The organism is Bradyrhizobium sp. S3.7.6 (genome assembly GCF_054061875.1).
The window spans coordinates 2,553,595-2,568,770 of record NZ_JBSSEQ010000001.1 but is presented as its reverse complement, the minus strand read 5'-3'; the positions used below and the strand labels follow the sequence as shown (position 1 = coordinate 2,568,770).

Below are 15,176 nucleotides of genomic sequence, written 5' to 3'. Positions count from 1 at the left end.
CTGCTACGCGGGCTCGCGCATGGGAGGCACAACCGGCTCGGGATTTGCCGGCTTCGCGGTCTTCTCCTGTGCCGGCAGCGCAAGACGCTTTCTGAACTCCCGGAGCAACAGCCACACGCTCAGGGCGGCCTGTAGCGTGGTCGTCGCGATCGACAAATACCAGACATGCTCCATCCGGAAGCCCGGCCACGTCGAGAGCCAGATCGACGGCACGGAATAGGTGAGAACCCGCGTCGCCGAGGTCCACAACACCGGCTTGGTGTTGCCAAGCCCCTGAAACATGCTGGAGCAGGTAAAGATCAGCCCCTGCGCCACCATGTTGAGCGAGACGAGGCGCAGGAACAGCGACGCAACCCCCATCGTCTCCTGATCCCTCGAGAAGCCGGCAAGCAACAGACCGGGTGCGAACTGCGCGAGGATCATGAAGACAATCATCACGGCGGTCGCGATAAGCGACGCCTTGACAAAGGTCTCCCGCACACGTGCTCCATTGCCGGCGCCGAAATTCTGGCCGGCGATGGGCCCTGCTGCGAGGGCGATGGCGAGCGCCGGCATCTGGATCAGCCCGAGGAGACGCGTCCCGATGCCAAACCCCGCCTGCGCCGCCGGGCCAAAAATGCTCAGCACGTAATAGCCCACGGCCATGATGATGAAGATCATCGCAAATTCCCCGCCGGCGGGCAGGCCGACATTGAGGATTCTCTTCCACTGCCGCAGCTGCGGCCGCCATTGCTCGGGGTGAAACGCGACGTAGCGCTCCAGCTTGAGGAAATAGCCGAGCAGCATCAGCACGCCGACGAAGACGGCGATCGAGCTGGCAAGGCCGGCACCGGCCACACCGAGCGCATGTCCGGTGCCCCAGCCCGTGATCAGCACCGGCGCCAGCGCGATGTTGATGACCACGGCCAGCGCCTGCACCAGCATGCTCGGCCGCACGATGCCGGTCGCCCGCAATGCGGACGCCATCACTTGCGTGGCGAATTGCAGCGCCAGCGCCGGCATGAACCAGAGCAGATAGACGGTACCGGCTTCGACCGTAGCTTCGTCGGCTGCAACCGCGCGCATGTAGGGGCGCGACAGCGCGAAGCCCGCGACCAATGTCAGGATCCCGAACAGCACCGACAGGACGACCGACTGGTTGAAGACCAGATTGGCGTCGCCGCGGTCCTTCCGCCCCACGGCATGCGCCATCAGCGCAACCGTGCCGACGCCGAGCACCTGCATCAGCGCATTGACCAGAAAGCCCGCATTGCCGGCCGCCGCGACGCCGGCGATCGCCGCCTCGCCCAGACCCGAGACGAAATACAGATCGACGAGCTGACAGATCATGATCGTGATCATGCCGACCACGATCGGAGGCGCCATGCTCAGGATGTGGCTCACGATGGAGCCGCGCGTCAGGTCCTTCATCTCATTCCATCCTTAACGGCGTGACCGCGGGACTTGCGTCCCGCTGCCGCGCGCCTCTCATTCCGCCGCTGCGATGCGCCCGAGCTCCACCACCTGGCGCTCGAACAGACCGCGATAGATGCCCCCTGGTTTGCTCGCGAGCATGGCATGGGTGCCTTGCTCGACGATCTCGCCGCGGTCGAACACCAGGATCCGATCGAGGCTGCGCACCGTCGACAGCCGGTGCGCGATCACGATCGAGGTCCGGCCCTTCATCAGCCGCTCCATCGCCTGCTGGATCAGCGCCTCCGATTCCGAATCGAGGCTCGAGGTCGCCTCGTCCAGGATCAGCACCGGCGCGTCCGCCAGGAAGGCGCGCGCCAGCGCCACGCGCTGCCGCTCGCCGCCCGACAGCTTCACGCCGCGCTCGCCAACCAGCGTGCCGTAGCCCTTCGGCAGGCGCAGGATGAAGTCGTGCGCATTCGCCAGCCGCGCCGCATGCTCGATGGCCTCCAGGCTGGCACCGGGCCGGCCATAGGCGATGTTCTCCGCAAGCGTGCGGTGGAACAGGATCGGCTCCTGCTGCACGATCGCGATCTGGCTGCGCAGCGATTGCTGCGTAGCGAGCGCGATGTCCTGCCCGTCGATCAGCACGCGGCCACCGGAGACGTCGTAGAGCCGCTGCACCAGCTTGACGAAGGTCGTCTTGCCGGAGCCGGAGCGGCCGACCAGGCCGACGCGCTCGCCGGCGCGGATCGTGACCGACAGTCCGTCATACAGTGGCGCGCGGTGGCCGCCATAGTGGAACGTGACGTCGTCGAACACGATCTCGCCGGCCTCGATCGCGATCGGCCGCGCACTGGCCGCATCGGCAATCCCGATCGGCTCGCCATGGATCGCCACCAATTCGTCCATGTCGTTGACCGAGCGCTGGAGGTTGTTGATGTGCATGCCGACGTCGCGCAGATAGGCGTGGATGACGTAATAGCTCGTCAGCACATAGGTGACGTCGCCGGGCGAGGCGTGCCCGGACATCCACAGCAGCACCGAGCCGCCGATCACGGACGCACGCAGGCATAGCAGCAGCGAGAGCTGCGCCATGGCCGTGTAGTTGTAGCGAAACCAGGTCCGCCGCACGCGCACGCGCCAGCGGTTGATGACGCGGGCGAGCCGCGTATCCTCGCGCGCTTCGGCGCCGAAGGATTTCACCACGGCGTTGCAGGTCAGCGCGTCCGCCAGCGTACCGCCGACCTTGGTGTCCCACGCGTTGGAGACGCGCGCGGCCGGCGCGATGTAGCGCGTCGAGAACAGCACGGTAATGGCGACGTAGAAAAGCGCGCCCACCGCGATCACCGCGCCGAGCGACGTCCAGTGCAGGCCGATCAGGACCATGGAGCCGATTAACACCAGCAGAGACGGCGCCAACGCCATCAGGATGGTGTCGTTGAGCAGGTCGAGCGCCCACATGCCGCGGGTGATCTTGCGCACGGTGGAGCCGGCAAAGGAGTTGGCGTGCCAGTCGGTCGAGAAGCGCTGGACGCGCGTGAAGGCCTCCTGGGCGACATCCGACATGATCTTGAGCGTGAACGGAACGATCGCCTGGAGACCGATCAACCTCAGCACCACGGAGGCCGCACCGAGCGCCACGATGGCGCCGAACGCGACCAGCGCCGCGCGGCGCGCGTCGGGATCGGACGAGCCGCGCGTCAGCGCATCGACCAGATGTCCGGAGAATACCGGCATGAACAGGTCGGCGATGGTTGCGCCCAGCAGGCCGCCGGCCACGATCAGGCCGCGTCCGGGCTGCTTCAGCCAGTGCCGGAATACGAAGGGCAGCACCACGCGTATGGCTGCGGGCCTTTTTGACAGAGAGGTCATGACATTATCCGGCCGCTTTCGGCGCGGGCCGGCTCCATCGACGGACGCAAGCCCGCCACGGAGGGCTGACCGGCGTCACTCACAACTGATTTTGACTTGGGAAGTGGAGAGATCGGGACTCGTGACCCGATCGAATCTGGCGGAAGGGGCCTCTAACAGGCCGCGTACATACCGAACCAGGCGATCATCGAGCGCGGGCGTACGATCTGCGAATGCGACGAAATCATGCAAATCCCTCCCCGGTTGGCTTCAATGAGGTGCGCTTTATAGATGTATCGTTTCCGGTTTGCAACGGGGCTCCCGAAAGATCACGGACGAGTGTTGCAATTTGGTGCGTGGCGCCTTGGTCCGGCATCACCGCCGCCTCAATCTCCGCTGTCATGCCCCGGCTTGACCGGGGCATCCAGTACTCCGCGGCGATAGTTAGCTCACACAACTTCCGCCGCGGAGTACTGGATCGCCCGCCTCCGCGGGCGATGACACCTCGTAAGCCGCTTGCCTAATGCGCGTCGCCGCCACCGGTCATCGATGCCGGTTTGCTCAGCAGCGTGACCAGCAGGCTGAGGCCGAGATAAAACAGCGTCAGCGCGAAGAAGGCGTCGCCAAAGCTCATCACCACGGCCTGGCGGTGCACGATCTGGCTGAGCTGCTTCATCGCCATCAGCGTGGAATCGCCGAGCCCCTGGAATTTCTGCATGAACATGGTCAGGGTTTCGGTCGCGGTCGCATTGCCCCAGGTCACCCGCTCCTGAAGGCGGGTGATGTGCAGGTCGGTGCGATTGTTGAGCACGGTGTTGATGACGGCAAGGCCGACCGCGCCGCCGAGATTGCGCATCAGGTTGAACAGGCCGGAGGCGTTCTTCACCCTGTCGGGTGCCAGCGTTCCGAGCGCGATGTTGTTGGTCGGCACCATCGCGAACATCATGCCGATGCCGCGCAGGATCTGCGGCACCAGCAGCTCGTAGAAATCGTAGTCGCGCGTGATCCATGTCATCTGGTAGGAGCCGATCGCGAACACGACGAGGCCGAACGCGATCATGTAGCGCATGTCGACCTTCACCATGAGACGGCCGACCAGCGGCGCGACCAGGAACATGGTGATGCCGGAGACGAACATGGTCTCGCCGATCATCAGGGCGCTGTAGCCGCGCACCTCGGCGAGATAGCGCGGATAGATGTAGGTCAGGCCGTAGAGGCCGATGCCGATGCAGAACTGCAGGACGCAGCCGATCGCGAAATTGCGGTTGGAGAAGGTGCGCAAATTGACGATCGGTTCGGCCGCGGTGAAGACGCGCCAGAAGAAGGCGATGGCCGAGATCGCGCAGATCCAGGCGCAGATCGCAACGGACGTGTCCTGCATCCACTCATGTTGCGGACCTTCCTCCAGCACGTATTCCAGCGTGCCGAGGAAGCCGGCCATGAAGAGCAGGCCCCACCAGTCGAAGCGGTCGAGCAGCTCGAAATGCGGCTCGTCGAAATCGACCAGCGCCAGCACGCCCAGGGTGATGCCGATGCCGGGCACGACGTTGATGAAGAACAGCCAGTTCCACGACATCAGATCGGTGATGTAGCCGCCGACCGTCGGGCCGATCGTGGGAGCCAGGGTCGCAACAAGCCCGATGATGGGACCGACGATGTGGAATTTGGAGCGCGGGAATACGGTATAGGCCGAGGCGAACACGGTCGGGATCATGCCGGCGCCCAAAAAGCCCTGAAGGGCACGCCAGAGGATCATCTCCTCGATCGTGGTGGCGAAGCCGCAGAGCAGGCTCGAGGCCGTGAAGCCCGCGGCCGAGATCGCGAACAGCAGCCGCGTGCCGAAAGCGCGCGACAAAAAGCCCGACAGCGGGATCGCGATCACCTCGGCGATCAGATAGGCGGTCTGGACCCAGGCGACCTCGCTGGAGCTTGCCGACAGGCCGGCCTGGATTTCACTGAGGGACGCCGAGACGATCTGGATGTCCAGGATCGACATGAACATCCCGAACACCATGATGATGAAGGCGAACAGCCGCTTCGGCGCGATGCGCTCCGAGTCGGGGTTCGCCATCATGGCGGGTGAGGCGGTGGTGGCGTTGGCCATGGTCTGACCTCGCAGCGCTCGATTTGTGGCTACTGCGGGTGGATCGCGGTGGGATCGTCGAGATCGATCTCGCTGTCGGCGTCGGCCGCGCCCTTGTTGGTATCGACGGTCGCATACACCGACATGCCGGCGCGGAGCAGGTTCTGCTTCGCCACCGACTTCGGCACGCGGATGCGGACCGGCACGCGCTGCACGATCTTGGTGAAGTTGCCGGTGGCGTTGTCGGGTGGCAGCAGCGTGAACACCGAGCCCGCGCCCGCTGCGATGCTGTCGACGATTCCGGAGAACTTGCGCATGCCGTAGGCATCGACCTTGATTGTCACCGGCTGGCCGGGACGGATGCGCTTGAGCTGCGTTTCCTTGAAATTGGCATCGATATAGACGTCGTCGAGCGGCACGATGTTGCCGAGGCGCTGGCCGACCGCGACGAAGTCGCCGGCGCTGACGAGGCGGTTCGAGAACGTGCCGTCGACCGGCGCGCGCACCGCGGTGAAGGCGAGATCGCGCTCGGCCTTGGCGAGCGAGGTCTTGAGCTCGGCGAGCTGCGCCTGCGCTTCGGCCTGCTGCGCCTTGGTGACGTGGACATTGCTGACCGCGACGTCGTAGGCGGCCTGGGCGGCCTTGACCGCGGCGGCGCCCTGGTCGCGTCCGGCTTCCGAGCTTTCGAACGTGGCGCGCGAAGCAAAGCCCTTGCTGCTCAGCGCCTGCTGGCGCTCATAATCGAGATCGGCGCGCTTGAGGCCCGCCTCGGCCGAGACGAGCTGCGCCTTGGCCTGTGCAACCTGGCTGTCGAGCGCTGCAATCTGGCGGCCGATGCGATCGATGGTGGCCTGCTGGGTCGCGATCCTGGTCGCGGCGGCATCGACCGCGATCTTGTAGTCGCCGTCATCGATGCGGAAGACGACGTCGCCGGCGCGCACGGTCGTGTTGTCGCCGGCGAGGATCGAAGAGATGTGGCCGGCAACGCGCGCGCCCAGCATGGTGTTGTTGGCGCGGACATAGGCGTCGTCGGTGGCGACGTAGAAGCGGCCGACCAGCGTGTAGTAGCCGGCATAGCTCCCGGCCGCGAGCGCCAGCACGAGGCCAACACCCATCAGGACGAATTTGCGCTTGCCGGGCTTCGGCGCGTCGGCGGCAGCGGGTGCAGCCGGCTTGTCGGTCACGGGCGTCTCCGGCGCCTCATTGGTGCGGCGCTTGGTTTCCTCGGCCACATGAGAGCGCAACTGCTCGGCAAGGGCGACGGATTTCTCGGTCGCAGCTTCACTGCCGGCCTGCCCCGGCGTCGTCTCCACCGCTTCCTGGCGAAGGACACGCGCAGCCTGGTCTCTCGATACGGCCATAAAGGCCTCCCCAACAAAAAAGCAGCGACCAGGGACGGCCGTCCTGCGGCCGGTTCCCTCTCGCCCATCCCAAATATCATTGACCGAACGGTTCGGTCAACATAGATAATATTCCCGGGCAGGACCCTACTGGCCCGAATCCTTTATTTGGGTTTCATGGGTCGAGCCCGATCCAGAAACCTTCCGAGACGCTGAACCAATGGTTGTAGCCGGCCGCGAACATCTCCACGTCGTCCAGGAGGAGGACAGCTCCAAGCGCCGCCAGATCCTGGACGGAGCCCGCAAGGTGTTCATGGATCTCGGTTTCGACGGCGCCAGCATGGGCGAGATCGCGCGCGCCGCGCAGGTCTCCAAGGGCACGCTCTACGTCTACTTCGCCGACAAATGCGCGCTGTTCGAAGCCATCCTCGAGCAGGAGGCGCTCCAGCACGGCCAGGTCGTTTTCAATTTCGATCCCGCGCGCGACGCCGAGACCACGCTGAAGGATTTTGGCCGGGCCTATATCCATCTGCTGTGCCGGCCCGGCGGCGGTTCGGCGATCCGCACCGTGATGGCGATCGCCGAGCGCATGCCTGACGTGGGCCGCCGCTATTATCTGCGCGTGCTGGACAAGACCATCAACCGGCTCTCCGAATATCTCAAAATCCATGTCGCTTCCGGCGATCTCAAGATCGACGATTGCGACCTTGCCGCGTCGCAGTTCATGGAGCTGTGCAAGGCCTCGCTCTTCCTGCCGTTCGTTTTCCAGGCCGCGCCCGCGCCTTCGGAAGAGCGCATGACCGAGGTCGTCGACAGCGCGACGCGGATGTTTCTGGCGGCGTACCGCGCGACGTAGCAGCAGCGGGCCACGCGTTGCGCAGGCCGCTGCCGCGGCACTATATTAAGCGCCATGTCCCGTGATCTTCGCCCGCCTGTCGATATCCTCCATTACGAGATCGTCCAGGAACAGGCCTCAGCGCTTGGACGGATGGGCAGTGCACTCGAACAGAGCCTTGCGCGCTTGCGCGAATTCGACGCCGCGCACGCGCACGCGGAGACGCCGACCTCGATGCAACCGGCGAGGCGCAAGCTGGTGATGGAAGCCGGCCAGGCGCTCTGGATGCTCGTGGTGCAACGTGAGGCGACCGGCTTGCGCGACAGCCGCCATATCATGCGGACCTACAACGTTCCGGGCGAGGTGCAGCGGTGCATGGGGCTGGTCCCCGCACCGTCGAAGCCGGCCTCGAAGTGACTGCCCGGCACCCCGGAGCTAGGCCCCGATCTCTTCCATCTTGCGCCACCCATGCAGGACGCGGCGCCCCTCCCGGGTGAATGCGAAGCAATTGCCGCCGCCGGCCGCCTGATCGTGAACGCGATCGATGGCATGACCGGCTTGGTGACAGAACAGCAGCGTGCCGACGGCACCGTGGCCGACGAAGAGAACATCGCCGGGACGGTTGCGGGCGAGCACCGCCTCGGTCTCGCGCACGATGCGCGCCTGCGCATCGACGGCGCGCTCCCAGCCGCGGACGCTGAGATGTGGCTGCGCGAAAAACTGGTCGGCGACCTCCTCGAACTCGGCCGGTTTCAGGAAGCCGGTCGCCGAACGGTCGTTCTCATGCATGGCCTCGCGGATCTCGATCATGAGTCCGAGGCGGCCTGCGATGATCTCCGCGGTCTCGATCGCCTTGCGCTCGGCGCTCGAGACGATCTGCGTGGTGCTCGCGAGCCAGCCCGCATTCGCCAGCGCTTCGGCGCGCGCGCGACCGACCGAACTCAGGCCCCATTGCGGCACCGGCACGGCGGGATCGATTTGCACCTGCGGATGGGTGAGATAGCGGACGATATCGGCGGTCATCTTACTCGTCGGCGTACTCGTCCTCTTCCTGCTTGCGCGTCGCGCTCTTGCGCGTTCCGAGCGAGCCCGTGACATAGGGATCACGCCGACCGGCGTAAGGGTTGCGCTGCTGGGCGCGGCCGGCGACCTCGTCGCCCGAGACGGCGGCGGGCTGGCAGATCAGGCGGCGGCTGGCGCGGCGCATCAGATCCACATGGATATGATCGTAGTGATAGACGTTCGAGCCCGGCGCGAGCACCGTGGTGAAATGCGCGCACGCGCCCGATTGCACGTCGCGCAGGAACCCCTGCTCTTCCGGCATGCCGCGCCAGCCGTCCTTCACGGTGACGCGGCGACCGTCGGCGAGCACGAAGGCGGCGATGTCGAGCGCGTTGCCGAAGGCGTGCTCGGAAATGTGGGCGTGCGAGTTGCCGTTCATGCCACGGCAGGAATAGGCGGAGATCTGCTTGATCTCGACGACGCGGGCGCCGAACCAGCGCATCGCCGATGGCTGCACGGTGTCGGCGAGCCAGCGATCGAGCTCGGACACGATCGGGCAGGCGAGCGTCGCGGTCGGCTTGATCGCGACGGGGCCGACGGCGATGACGGGATTGCCCTGCGCCGGACCAAGACGCGGCAAAGGTTGCTGCGCGGGCGCCTGCGAGTACGGCGCCGGCCGCGCCGGATAGCTCGGCGCATTCATGTAGCGTGCGGCGCCCGCGGCATCGGTGCCTTCGGGCGGCAGGTCGATCTCGTCCTCTTGCTGTGCCACGCCGGGCGCGTTCAGCGACATCGGGCCGGCCGCGTTGCCATAGCCGGAGGGCTGGCGCACCGCGCTCTCGGGATAGTTCGACCGCTGCGGGTAGGAGGCTGAGGGATAGTTCTGGCTCTGCGGAGGGTTCGATCGCGGCTGCGTCACCGGCCACCGCGGCTGGTTGCCGATGCTCCCCGGCGGGCGCAGTTCCTCGTCGGCAAAGCCATAGCTGCTCGAGGCTTCGCCGATGGCAGCGACCTTCAACGGGAACTCGGCACCGCACATGCCGGGGCCCGAGATCGGGTCGATGCGGACGAGATCCGGCCCCTCTTTCACCGCGCCCGATTTCAGGCATGCGGCCTCGGCCTCGGCCCGCCACGGTTCACGTTCGGCCTGGAAAAAGCCGCGTCCGCAACCCGCCAGCGAAACAAGGACGATGGAGCCGACGAGATACAAACGAACTCCGCGCGTCATGCACGTACGTTCGGTGAATTTACTTAAAGACTCTTCAACGTGTTGATTTTTAGTGTTCTTTAACCATACCGGCGCGCACACGCATACGCCGCCCGGCAGCAGCGGAAGCAAGGCTGACTTTTTCGGAAAGAGACTCTCTGTTAACTATAATGCGCTCGCACGGGGGCAACAGCGGGAGCGATTTTATGACGTTCGCCGGGAGACTGAGCGTTGTTACCGCGTACCTCGCCATGGCCTTTGTCGGCGCCATCGTGCTCGGCATGATCTAGAGACATCACCGACCGCATCACGGGATTGCCCGGCGGCGCCGGATCATCCGGCCGTCGAACCTATTGCCGTGCTCAGAAATTCGAGCAGGACGATCCCGTGACGCCGCCGATCTTGAAGTCGTGGCAGACGAGACCGGGATTATCGGGATCGGGATAGCCGTCGTCCTTCTCGCGATCCGTATGACTGAAGCGCCAGCCCCGCATGCGCATGCAGCGCTTGTATTGCGCTGAGGTCACCGTGCCGTTCTGCGGCGCGCCGAGCTGCGCGTCGCAGAACGCGCTGTCGACATGCAGCGCATCGTCGCCGCGCTGCTGCTTCAGCATGTTGTTCCAGATGTCGGTGTCGGCGTGGGCTGGGATCGCGCAGCCGATCAGCAGCGCGGCGATGAGGCCTAAACGTTTCATGTTGGCTCTCCTTGCATGCGTCATCAGCCATCGGTCGCGTGCAAGCGAGAAGCAGGTTCGGTGCAGGACGATTACAAATTGGACAGGGGCAAGCTGCCACACTCCCCTGGAGGGGAGGGTAAAAGAAACGCTACGACCTTGCGCCCCACTGCCGTGATGTCGTGATCACCTTCTGCTGCCGCTCCTCGACGCGCGTCCAGTCGTTGCCGGAGCACCAGAAGTGGCCGAGCGCGCAGGCTTCGACGCGGAGCCTGCCGGAAGCCGTCAGCGTCATCGTCCCATAATAGGTGCTGCCGCTGGAACGGCTGTAGATGCTGCCGGTCCAGGCCTCGTGCGTTTTCGGCTTCATGTTGACGAGCACGCTTTCGCCCCGGCTCAAGGCTTCGGTCAGCGCATAGCCGCACAGCGCGGCGCCGCAGCGTTCGATGCGAACCGTGCCCTTGGCGCCGGCGCTCTCCCATTCGCCGAGCGGCGAATAAGCCGGCTCGTTATCGCTGACCTGGGCGATCGATGAAGTCTCGTCGGGCCTCGGAGCGACGGCCGTCGCCTCCATGCGCGGCGGATCGAGCAGGACGGTCTTCGGCGGATCCATGCGCGGCAGCTCAACTCTCGGCGGATCGGGGCTCGGCGCCTCGAGTCTTGGCGGCGGCAAGACAACGGGCTGCGATGTGGCAGCGGCCATGACGGGGGCGGGCGGCGCGGGCGGTGTCACGACGACGGCCGCTGGCGCCGGCCTGACCGGAGCTGCCGGACAAGCCGGTTGCGACGGCGCGACCGCGGGCGGCGGAGCAGATGTCGTGTCGACGTCGTTCGTCGGCCGGAACCTGCGATTGGATGAAACCGACACGCAGGAAGCAGACCGGCAATTCCGCGGCGCCTCGACATGAAACCGGTGGCCGCCGATCGAGAAGGTGTAGGAACCGGCTTGGGCTGACGACGCCATCGCCGCCAAAGCGATCAATGTGCCAAGCGATGTCGCAAGCCGCTTCATCGGTGCCTCCCTCTGTGTCGCGACGAGGTTACGCGGGCTGACTTGCCGCTGAATGTGCGCTGCCTCACCCAGCCGACGCGGTCCGTTGTGACGTCCATCACAGAAGGCGGGACAGGCCCGGCGTAGGATCGAACCACGCTTCATCCACCAGCGACACCAGTTCAGACCGGCACAATTTTCAGAGGTTGCCATGAACAAGCTCACCATCGCCGCCACCGCGCTCTTCCTCGCTTCGACCGCCGCCGCGCATGCCGGCAATTCGATTGCGTTCCAGATCGAAGGCCAGCACATCCGCATCGAGACGCCGCCCAACTGCGCCTCGCTCGATTGCGTGACGATCGTCGCACCGGGCCTGTCGGACAAGCCGATCAAGCTGAACAACATCAACCTCAAGGGCCTCGGCGGCTCCAAGGACGACGACGACACCACGCCAGCTCCGTCCACGACGACCGCGCAGCCCGCGCCGGCTCCGGTGCAGCAGCAGCCCGTGCAACAGGCGCCGCTGCAGGCGACCGCGCCGGCAGCGCCTGCTGTCGCCGCCCCCGCGGCGCCCGCCACGACGGTTGCCGCCGCTCCGGCCGCCGGCTACGACAACACCGCGCCGGTCACGGCTCCCGTTGCCGCGCCCGCACCGGTCGCGATTGCTCCCGCGCCCGCTCCGGCGCCGGTTGCTGCCGCGCCCGTGCAAGCCGCCAATACGCCGATCGGCGTCTGGGCGACCGAAGAGAACAAGGGCAATGTCCGCGTCGAACAGTGCAGCGCCAATCTCTGCGGTTACGCCGTGAAGTCCAACGAGCGCATCCTGATCAACATGAAGCCCGACGGCGCGAAGTGGAGCGGCCGCATCCACGATCCCGACTCCGGCCGCAACTACGACTCCATGATCGCGATGAAGGGCCCGAATGCGATGCGCGTGCAGGGCTGCGCCTTCGGCGGCATGTTCTGCGGCGGCCAGACCTGGAAGCGCGTGAGCTGACATCAACGATGTCATCCTCGACAGGTGCACAATGATCGTCATGCCCGGGCTTGTCCCGCCTGCGCGGCCGAAGCCGCTTCGGCGAGGAGAAGGCCCGGGCATCCACGTTCTCAGTACCGCGCGTCAAGGCGTGGATGGCCGGAACAAGTCCGGCCATGACGATCCGAGAGACACTGCGCCACAAGCAAGCAAACTCTATCCCCTCACCCTGAGGAGCCTGCGCAGCAGGCGTCTCGAAGGGCGAGGCCCGAATCAACAGCTGGGCCTCTATGGTTCGAGACGCGCGCAAGGGCGCGCTCCTCACCATGAGGGGAGAGAGCGCCGTTTGAACGTTCGCCCCGTCCATGCGACACATGTTCATCCGCCATTCAGCTAACCCCGGCTGATATCGGCCGATCTCGCCTCGCGCTCTCACCGGGACTTCCTCGTGACATCAATGGTGGCTTGGCGCCGCTTCGTCTTCGCGCTTCCGTTGCTGGCGTTGCCGCTGGCCGGCGCGAGCGTGGCGCTCGCATCCGATGCAATCGAGCTTGCGCAGGCCCAGCCCCAAGCGCAGCCAAATCCCACCCCGTCCCCGACGCCGTCGGCTTCACCTGCGCCCGCCACGGACGCGCAACCCGCTGCCGTCGAGCCGATCGGCAACGTCGCGACCGTGACGGGGATCGCAACCGTGGTCCGCGACAAGAACTCGTATCCGCTGCGCGTGCGCGACGACATCTATCTCAACGACGTCGTGCAGACCTCGTCGAACTCCTCGCTCGGCATCACCTTCAACGACGCCACCACGTTCAACCTCTCCGCCAGCGCCAAGATCACCATCGACAATTACGTCTATGAGGACGGCGGCAAGCAAATTTCGGCGATCTTCGACATCGGCAAGGGCACCGTTGCCTTCGTTGCGGCAGCCGTGGCGAAGACCGGCGACATGAAGATCGCAACGCCGACCGCAACGCTCGGCATCCGCGGCACCACCGGCGTCGTCGACGTTCCCGAAGGCGCGGCGGCCAGTGCTGCGAATAACGTCAACATCAAGCTCTATCCCGACGCCGACGGCCGGGTCGGCCACATCGAGGTCAACGATCGCACCAGCGGCACGCGACTCGGCGCGTTGACGCAGGCCGCAAGCGGTTTTGCGATCCGCCCGGGCGCCGGAGGCACAGGCGGCATGCGCTTTGCCGCCGTGCCGATCACGATCGCTCCGCAGCAGATCACGCGCGACCGCGGCTTCGTCAGCCAGGTGCATCTGGCGCAGACCACGGGCCGGCAGATCGTCACCGAGCAGCGCGACTTCCGCCGTGCCAATCCGACCGCAATCAGCCGCATTCCGCGGCCGACCCAGCCACCGCAGCAGCAGCAATTGCGGCCGACGACAGCACCCGGTCAGCAGCCGCAGCGGCCGAACGGCCAGCCCGGCCAGAACAACCGTCCGGGCCAGCAGCAGCCGGGCACGCCGGGCCGCCAGGGCGCGCAGCCGCCGCAGCGGCAAGGACAAGGCGGCGCCGTGCAACCGGGTACGCCGCGCGCGGGCCAGGGTCAGCAGCAGCGAGGCCAGCAGCAGCAGGGCCAGCAGCAACCAGGTCAGCAGCAAGGTGCGGGACAGCCGGCAGGTGCGCCGCGTACTGGACAAGGCACGCAGCCCGGCGGCGCGTTGCAGACGCAGCCACAGCGAAACGGACAGACCCCGGCGCAGCCCGGCGGAGTCGTGCCGTCACAGCCGGGCACGGCGCCGCAGCCGCAAACGCCGCGCACCGGATTGCAGCCGGGCCAGCCGCCCGCGGCTCAGCAGCCAGGCGGCATCCAGCGCCAGGGCGGATTCCAGCAGCGCCTCCCCGCCGCGCAACGTCCCGCAGCACCGCGCAGACCGGCGCCCGCTCCGAAGGAGAAGAAAGAGCGGCGGTGAACGGTGCCTCCCCTCACCCTGAGGAGCTTGCGAAGCAAGCATCTCGAAGGGCGAGGCCACAGTCGGGCCGCATGGTTCGAGACGCGCGCGGTGCGCGCTCCTCACCATGAGGGCCGACGTCGAGTGCGCGGCCCTCTCCTCCGTCATTGCGAGCGAAGCGAAGCAATCCAGAATCTTTCCGCTGAGGGACTCTGGATTGCTTCGCTGCACTCGCAATGACGACTTGGAGGGAACTAAGGCTCCCACAAACTTGCTAGCTCGCGGATGTTTCCAAACTCGCGAGCAGAGCAGCGTGAAGACAATTTACGCCTCTCCCCGCAGCCAGGCCTTCACCTTCTGCAACAGCCCATGAGGCAGCTCGCCAACTGACGCGGCTTCGGCGGGCGTCAGCGTCTGCAAAGCTACATCGATGTCGTCGGTTGCTGGCGCCGGCTCGGGCACCGGCGTAGGCTCAAGCCCGGCCGCCGCGAGCGCGATCGGACCGACCTGCACCAGGAACGCGCGCTCATATTCACGCGACAGGCGCGCGAGCGCATCCTCCAGCGTGAGCCAGTCGACCGCCTTGATGTCGTTCATCAGCTTGCGAACGGGACCGCCCTCGGCCTCCATGCGCCAGAAATGCACGACCTTGGAGCGCCCTCCCGACTGGTAGACGAGCGTGCCGAGGAATTCGTGGATGGCCACATCGTGGCCGGTCTCTTCCAGCACCTCGCGGTGCGCGGCTTCCTTCGGCGTCTCGCCGTCGTCGAGCTTGCCCTTGGGCAAAACCCATTCGTTGCGCTTGCGCTGGCGCACGACCGCAACCAGCGGCGGTGCGCCACGCCGCAGCACAATACCACCCGCCGCCATCACCGGCGCCCGCGCCATCACAACATTCCGTGTCGATCCAATCGGCCCGCCG

The 15,176-nt window shown here is 66.0% G+C and carries 13 protein-coding genes; 4 read left to right on the top strand and 9 right to left on the bottom strand.

What is annotated here, in order from left to right:
* Positions 1–3: 3 nt before the first annotated feature.
* From ACVJ5M_RS12215 to ACVJ5M_RS12200, 4 genes are all read right to left on the bottom strand, one after another.
* A complete protein-coding gene (locus ACVJ5M_RS12215; protein WP_063981527.1) occupies positions 4–1,410 on the bottom strand; it encodes an MATE family efflux transporter in 1,407 nt (468 codons plus the stop codon).
* Positions 1,411–1,467: 57 nt separating this feature from the next.
* Positions 1,468–3,267 carry an ABC transporter ATP-binding protein gene (locus ACVJ5M_RS12210; RefSeq protein WP_063981526.1) on the bottom strand — a complete coding sequence of 600 codons (1,800 nt, stop codon included), beginning with the start codon at positions 3,265–3,267 and terminating at the stop codon, positions 1,468–1,470.
* Positions 3,268–3,766: 499 nt separating this feature from the next.
* Positions 3,767–5,350, bottom strand: coding sequence for a DHA2 family efflux MFS transporter permease subunit (locus tag ACVJ5M_RS12205; protein WP_063981525.1), 1,584 nt, complete (start codon positions 5,348–5,350; stop codon positions 3,767–3,769).
* Between the two features lie 29 nt (positions 5,351–5,379).
* A complete protein-coding gene (locus ACVJ5M_RS12200) occupies positions 5,380–6,690 on the bottom strand; it encodes an HlyD family secretion protein (RefSeq protein WP_063981524.1) in 1,311 nt (436 codons plus the stop codon).
* A gap of 199 nt (positions 6,691–6,889) precedes the next feature.
* Here ACVJ5M_RS12200 and ACVJ5M_RS12195 point away from each other — a divergent pair, with 199 nt between their 5' ends.
* Both ACVJ5M_RS12195 and ACVJ5M_RS12190 read left to right on the top strand, forming a co-directional pair.
* Positions 6,890–7,525 carry a TetR/AcrR family transcriptional regulator gene (locus ACVJ5M_RS12195; RefSeq protein ID WP_063981523.1) on the top strand — a complete coding sequence of 212 codons (636 nt, stop codon included), beginning with the start codon at positions 6,890–6,892 and terminating at the stop codon, positions 7,523–7,525.
* A 54-nt stretch (positions 7,526–7,579) separates the two neighbouring features.
* Positions 7,580–7,921, top strand: coding sequence for a DUF6665 family protein (locus ACVJ5M_RS12190; RefSeq protein ID WP_063981522.1), 342 nt, complete (start codon positions 7,580–7,582; stop codon positions 7,919–7,921).
* Positions 7,922–7,939: 18 nt separating this feature from the next.
* Here the strand turns inward: ACVJ5M_RS12190 and ACVJ5M_RS12185 are convergent, their stop codons facing one another.
* The 4 genes from ACVJ5M_RS12185 to ACVJ5M_RS12170 all read right to left on the bottom strand — a co-directional run bounded on the left by ACVJ5M_RS12185 (position 7,940) and on the right by ACVJ5M_RS12170 (position 11,399).
* Positions 7,940–8,527, bottom strand: coding sequence for a histidine phosphatase family protein (locus ACVJ5M_RS12185; RefSeq protein ID WP_063981521.1), 588 nt, complete (start codon positions 8,525–8,527; stop codon positions 7,940–7,942).
* A 1-nt stretch (position 8,528) separates the two neighbouring features.
* Positions 8,529–9,734: an extensin-like domain-containing protein gene (locus ACVJ5M_RS12180; protein WP_063981520.1), complete on the bottom strand. Its 1,206-nt coding sequence runs from the start codon at positions 9,732–9,734 to the stop codon at positions 8,529–8,531.
* A 341-nt stretch (positions 9,735–10,075) separates the two neighbouring features.
* Positions 10,076–10,408 carry a hypothetical protein gene (locus ACVJ5M_RS12175; RefSeq protein WP_063981519.1) on the bottom strand — a complete coding sequence of 111 codons (333 nt, stop codon included), beginning with the start codon at positions 10,406–10,408 and terminating at the stop codon, positions 10,076–10,078.
* Positions 10,409–10,538: 130 nt separating this feature from the next.
* Positions 10,539–11,399, bottom strand: a complete 861-nt coding sequence (locus ACVJ5M_RS12170; protein WP_063981518.1) for a DUF2147 domain-containing protein — start codon at positions 11,397–11,399, stop codon at positions 10,539–10,541.
* Between the two features lie 190 nt (positions 11,400–11,589).
* Between ACVJ5M_RS12170 and ACVJ5M_RS12165 the strand changes: the two genes are divergently transcribed.
* Together ACVJ5M_RS12165 and ACVJ5M_RS12160 are read left to right on the top strand one after the other, a co-directional pair.
* The gene (locus tag ACVJ5M_RS12165; RefSeq protein ID WP_354097207.1) at positions 11,590–12,375 is read left to right on the top strand and encodes a DUF2147 domain-containing protein; all 786 of its coding nucleotides are present in this window, start codon (positions 11,590–11,592) and stop codon (positions 12,373–12,375) included.
* Between the two features lie 436 nt (positions 12,376–12,811).
* Positions 12,812–14,275, top strand: a complete 1,464-nt coding sequence (locus ACVJ5M_RS12160) for a FecR domain-containing protein (protein WP_354097265.1) — start codon at positions 12,812–12,814, stop codon at positions 14,273–14,275.
* A gap of 303 nt (positions 14,276–14,578) precedes the next feature.
* Here ACVJ5M_RS12160 and ACVJ5M_RS12155 read toward each other — a convergent pair whose 3' ends face one another.
* Positions 14,579–15,142, bottom strand: coding sequence for an NUDIX hydrolase (locus tag ACVJ5M_RS12155; RefSeq protein WP_063981515.1), 564 nt, complete (start codon positions 15,140–15,142; stop codon positions 14,579–14,581).
* Between the last annotated feature and the right edge of the window lie 34 nt (positions 15,143–15,176).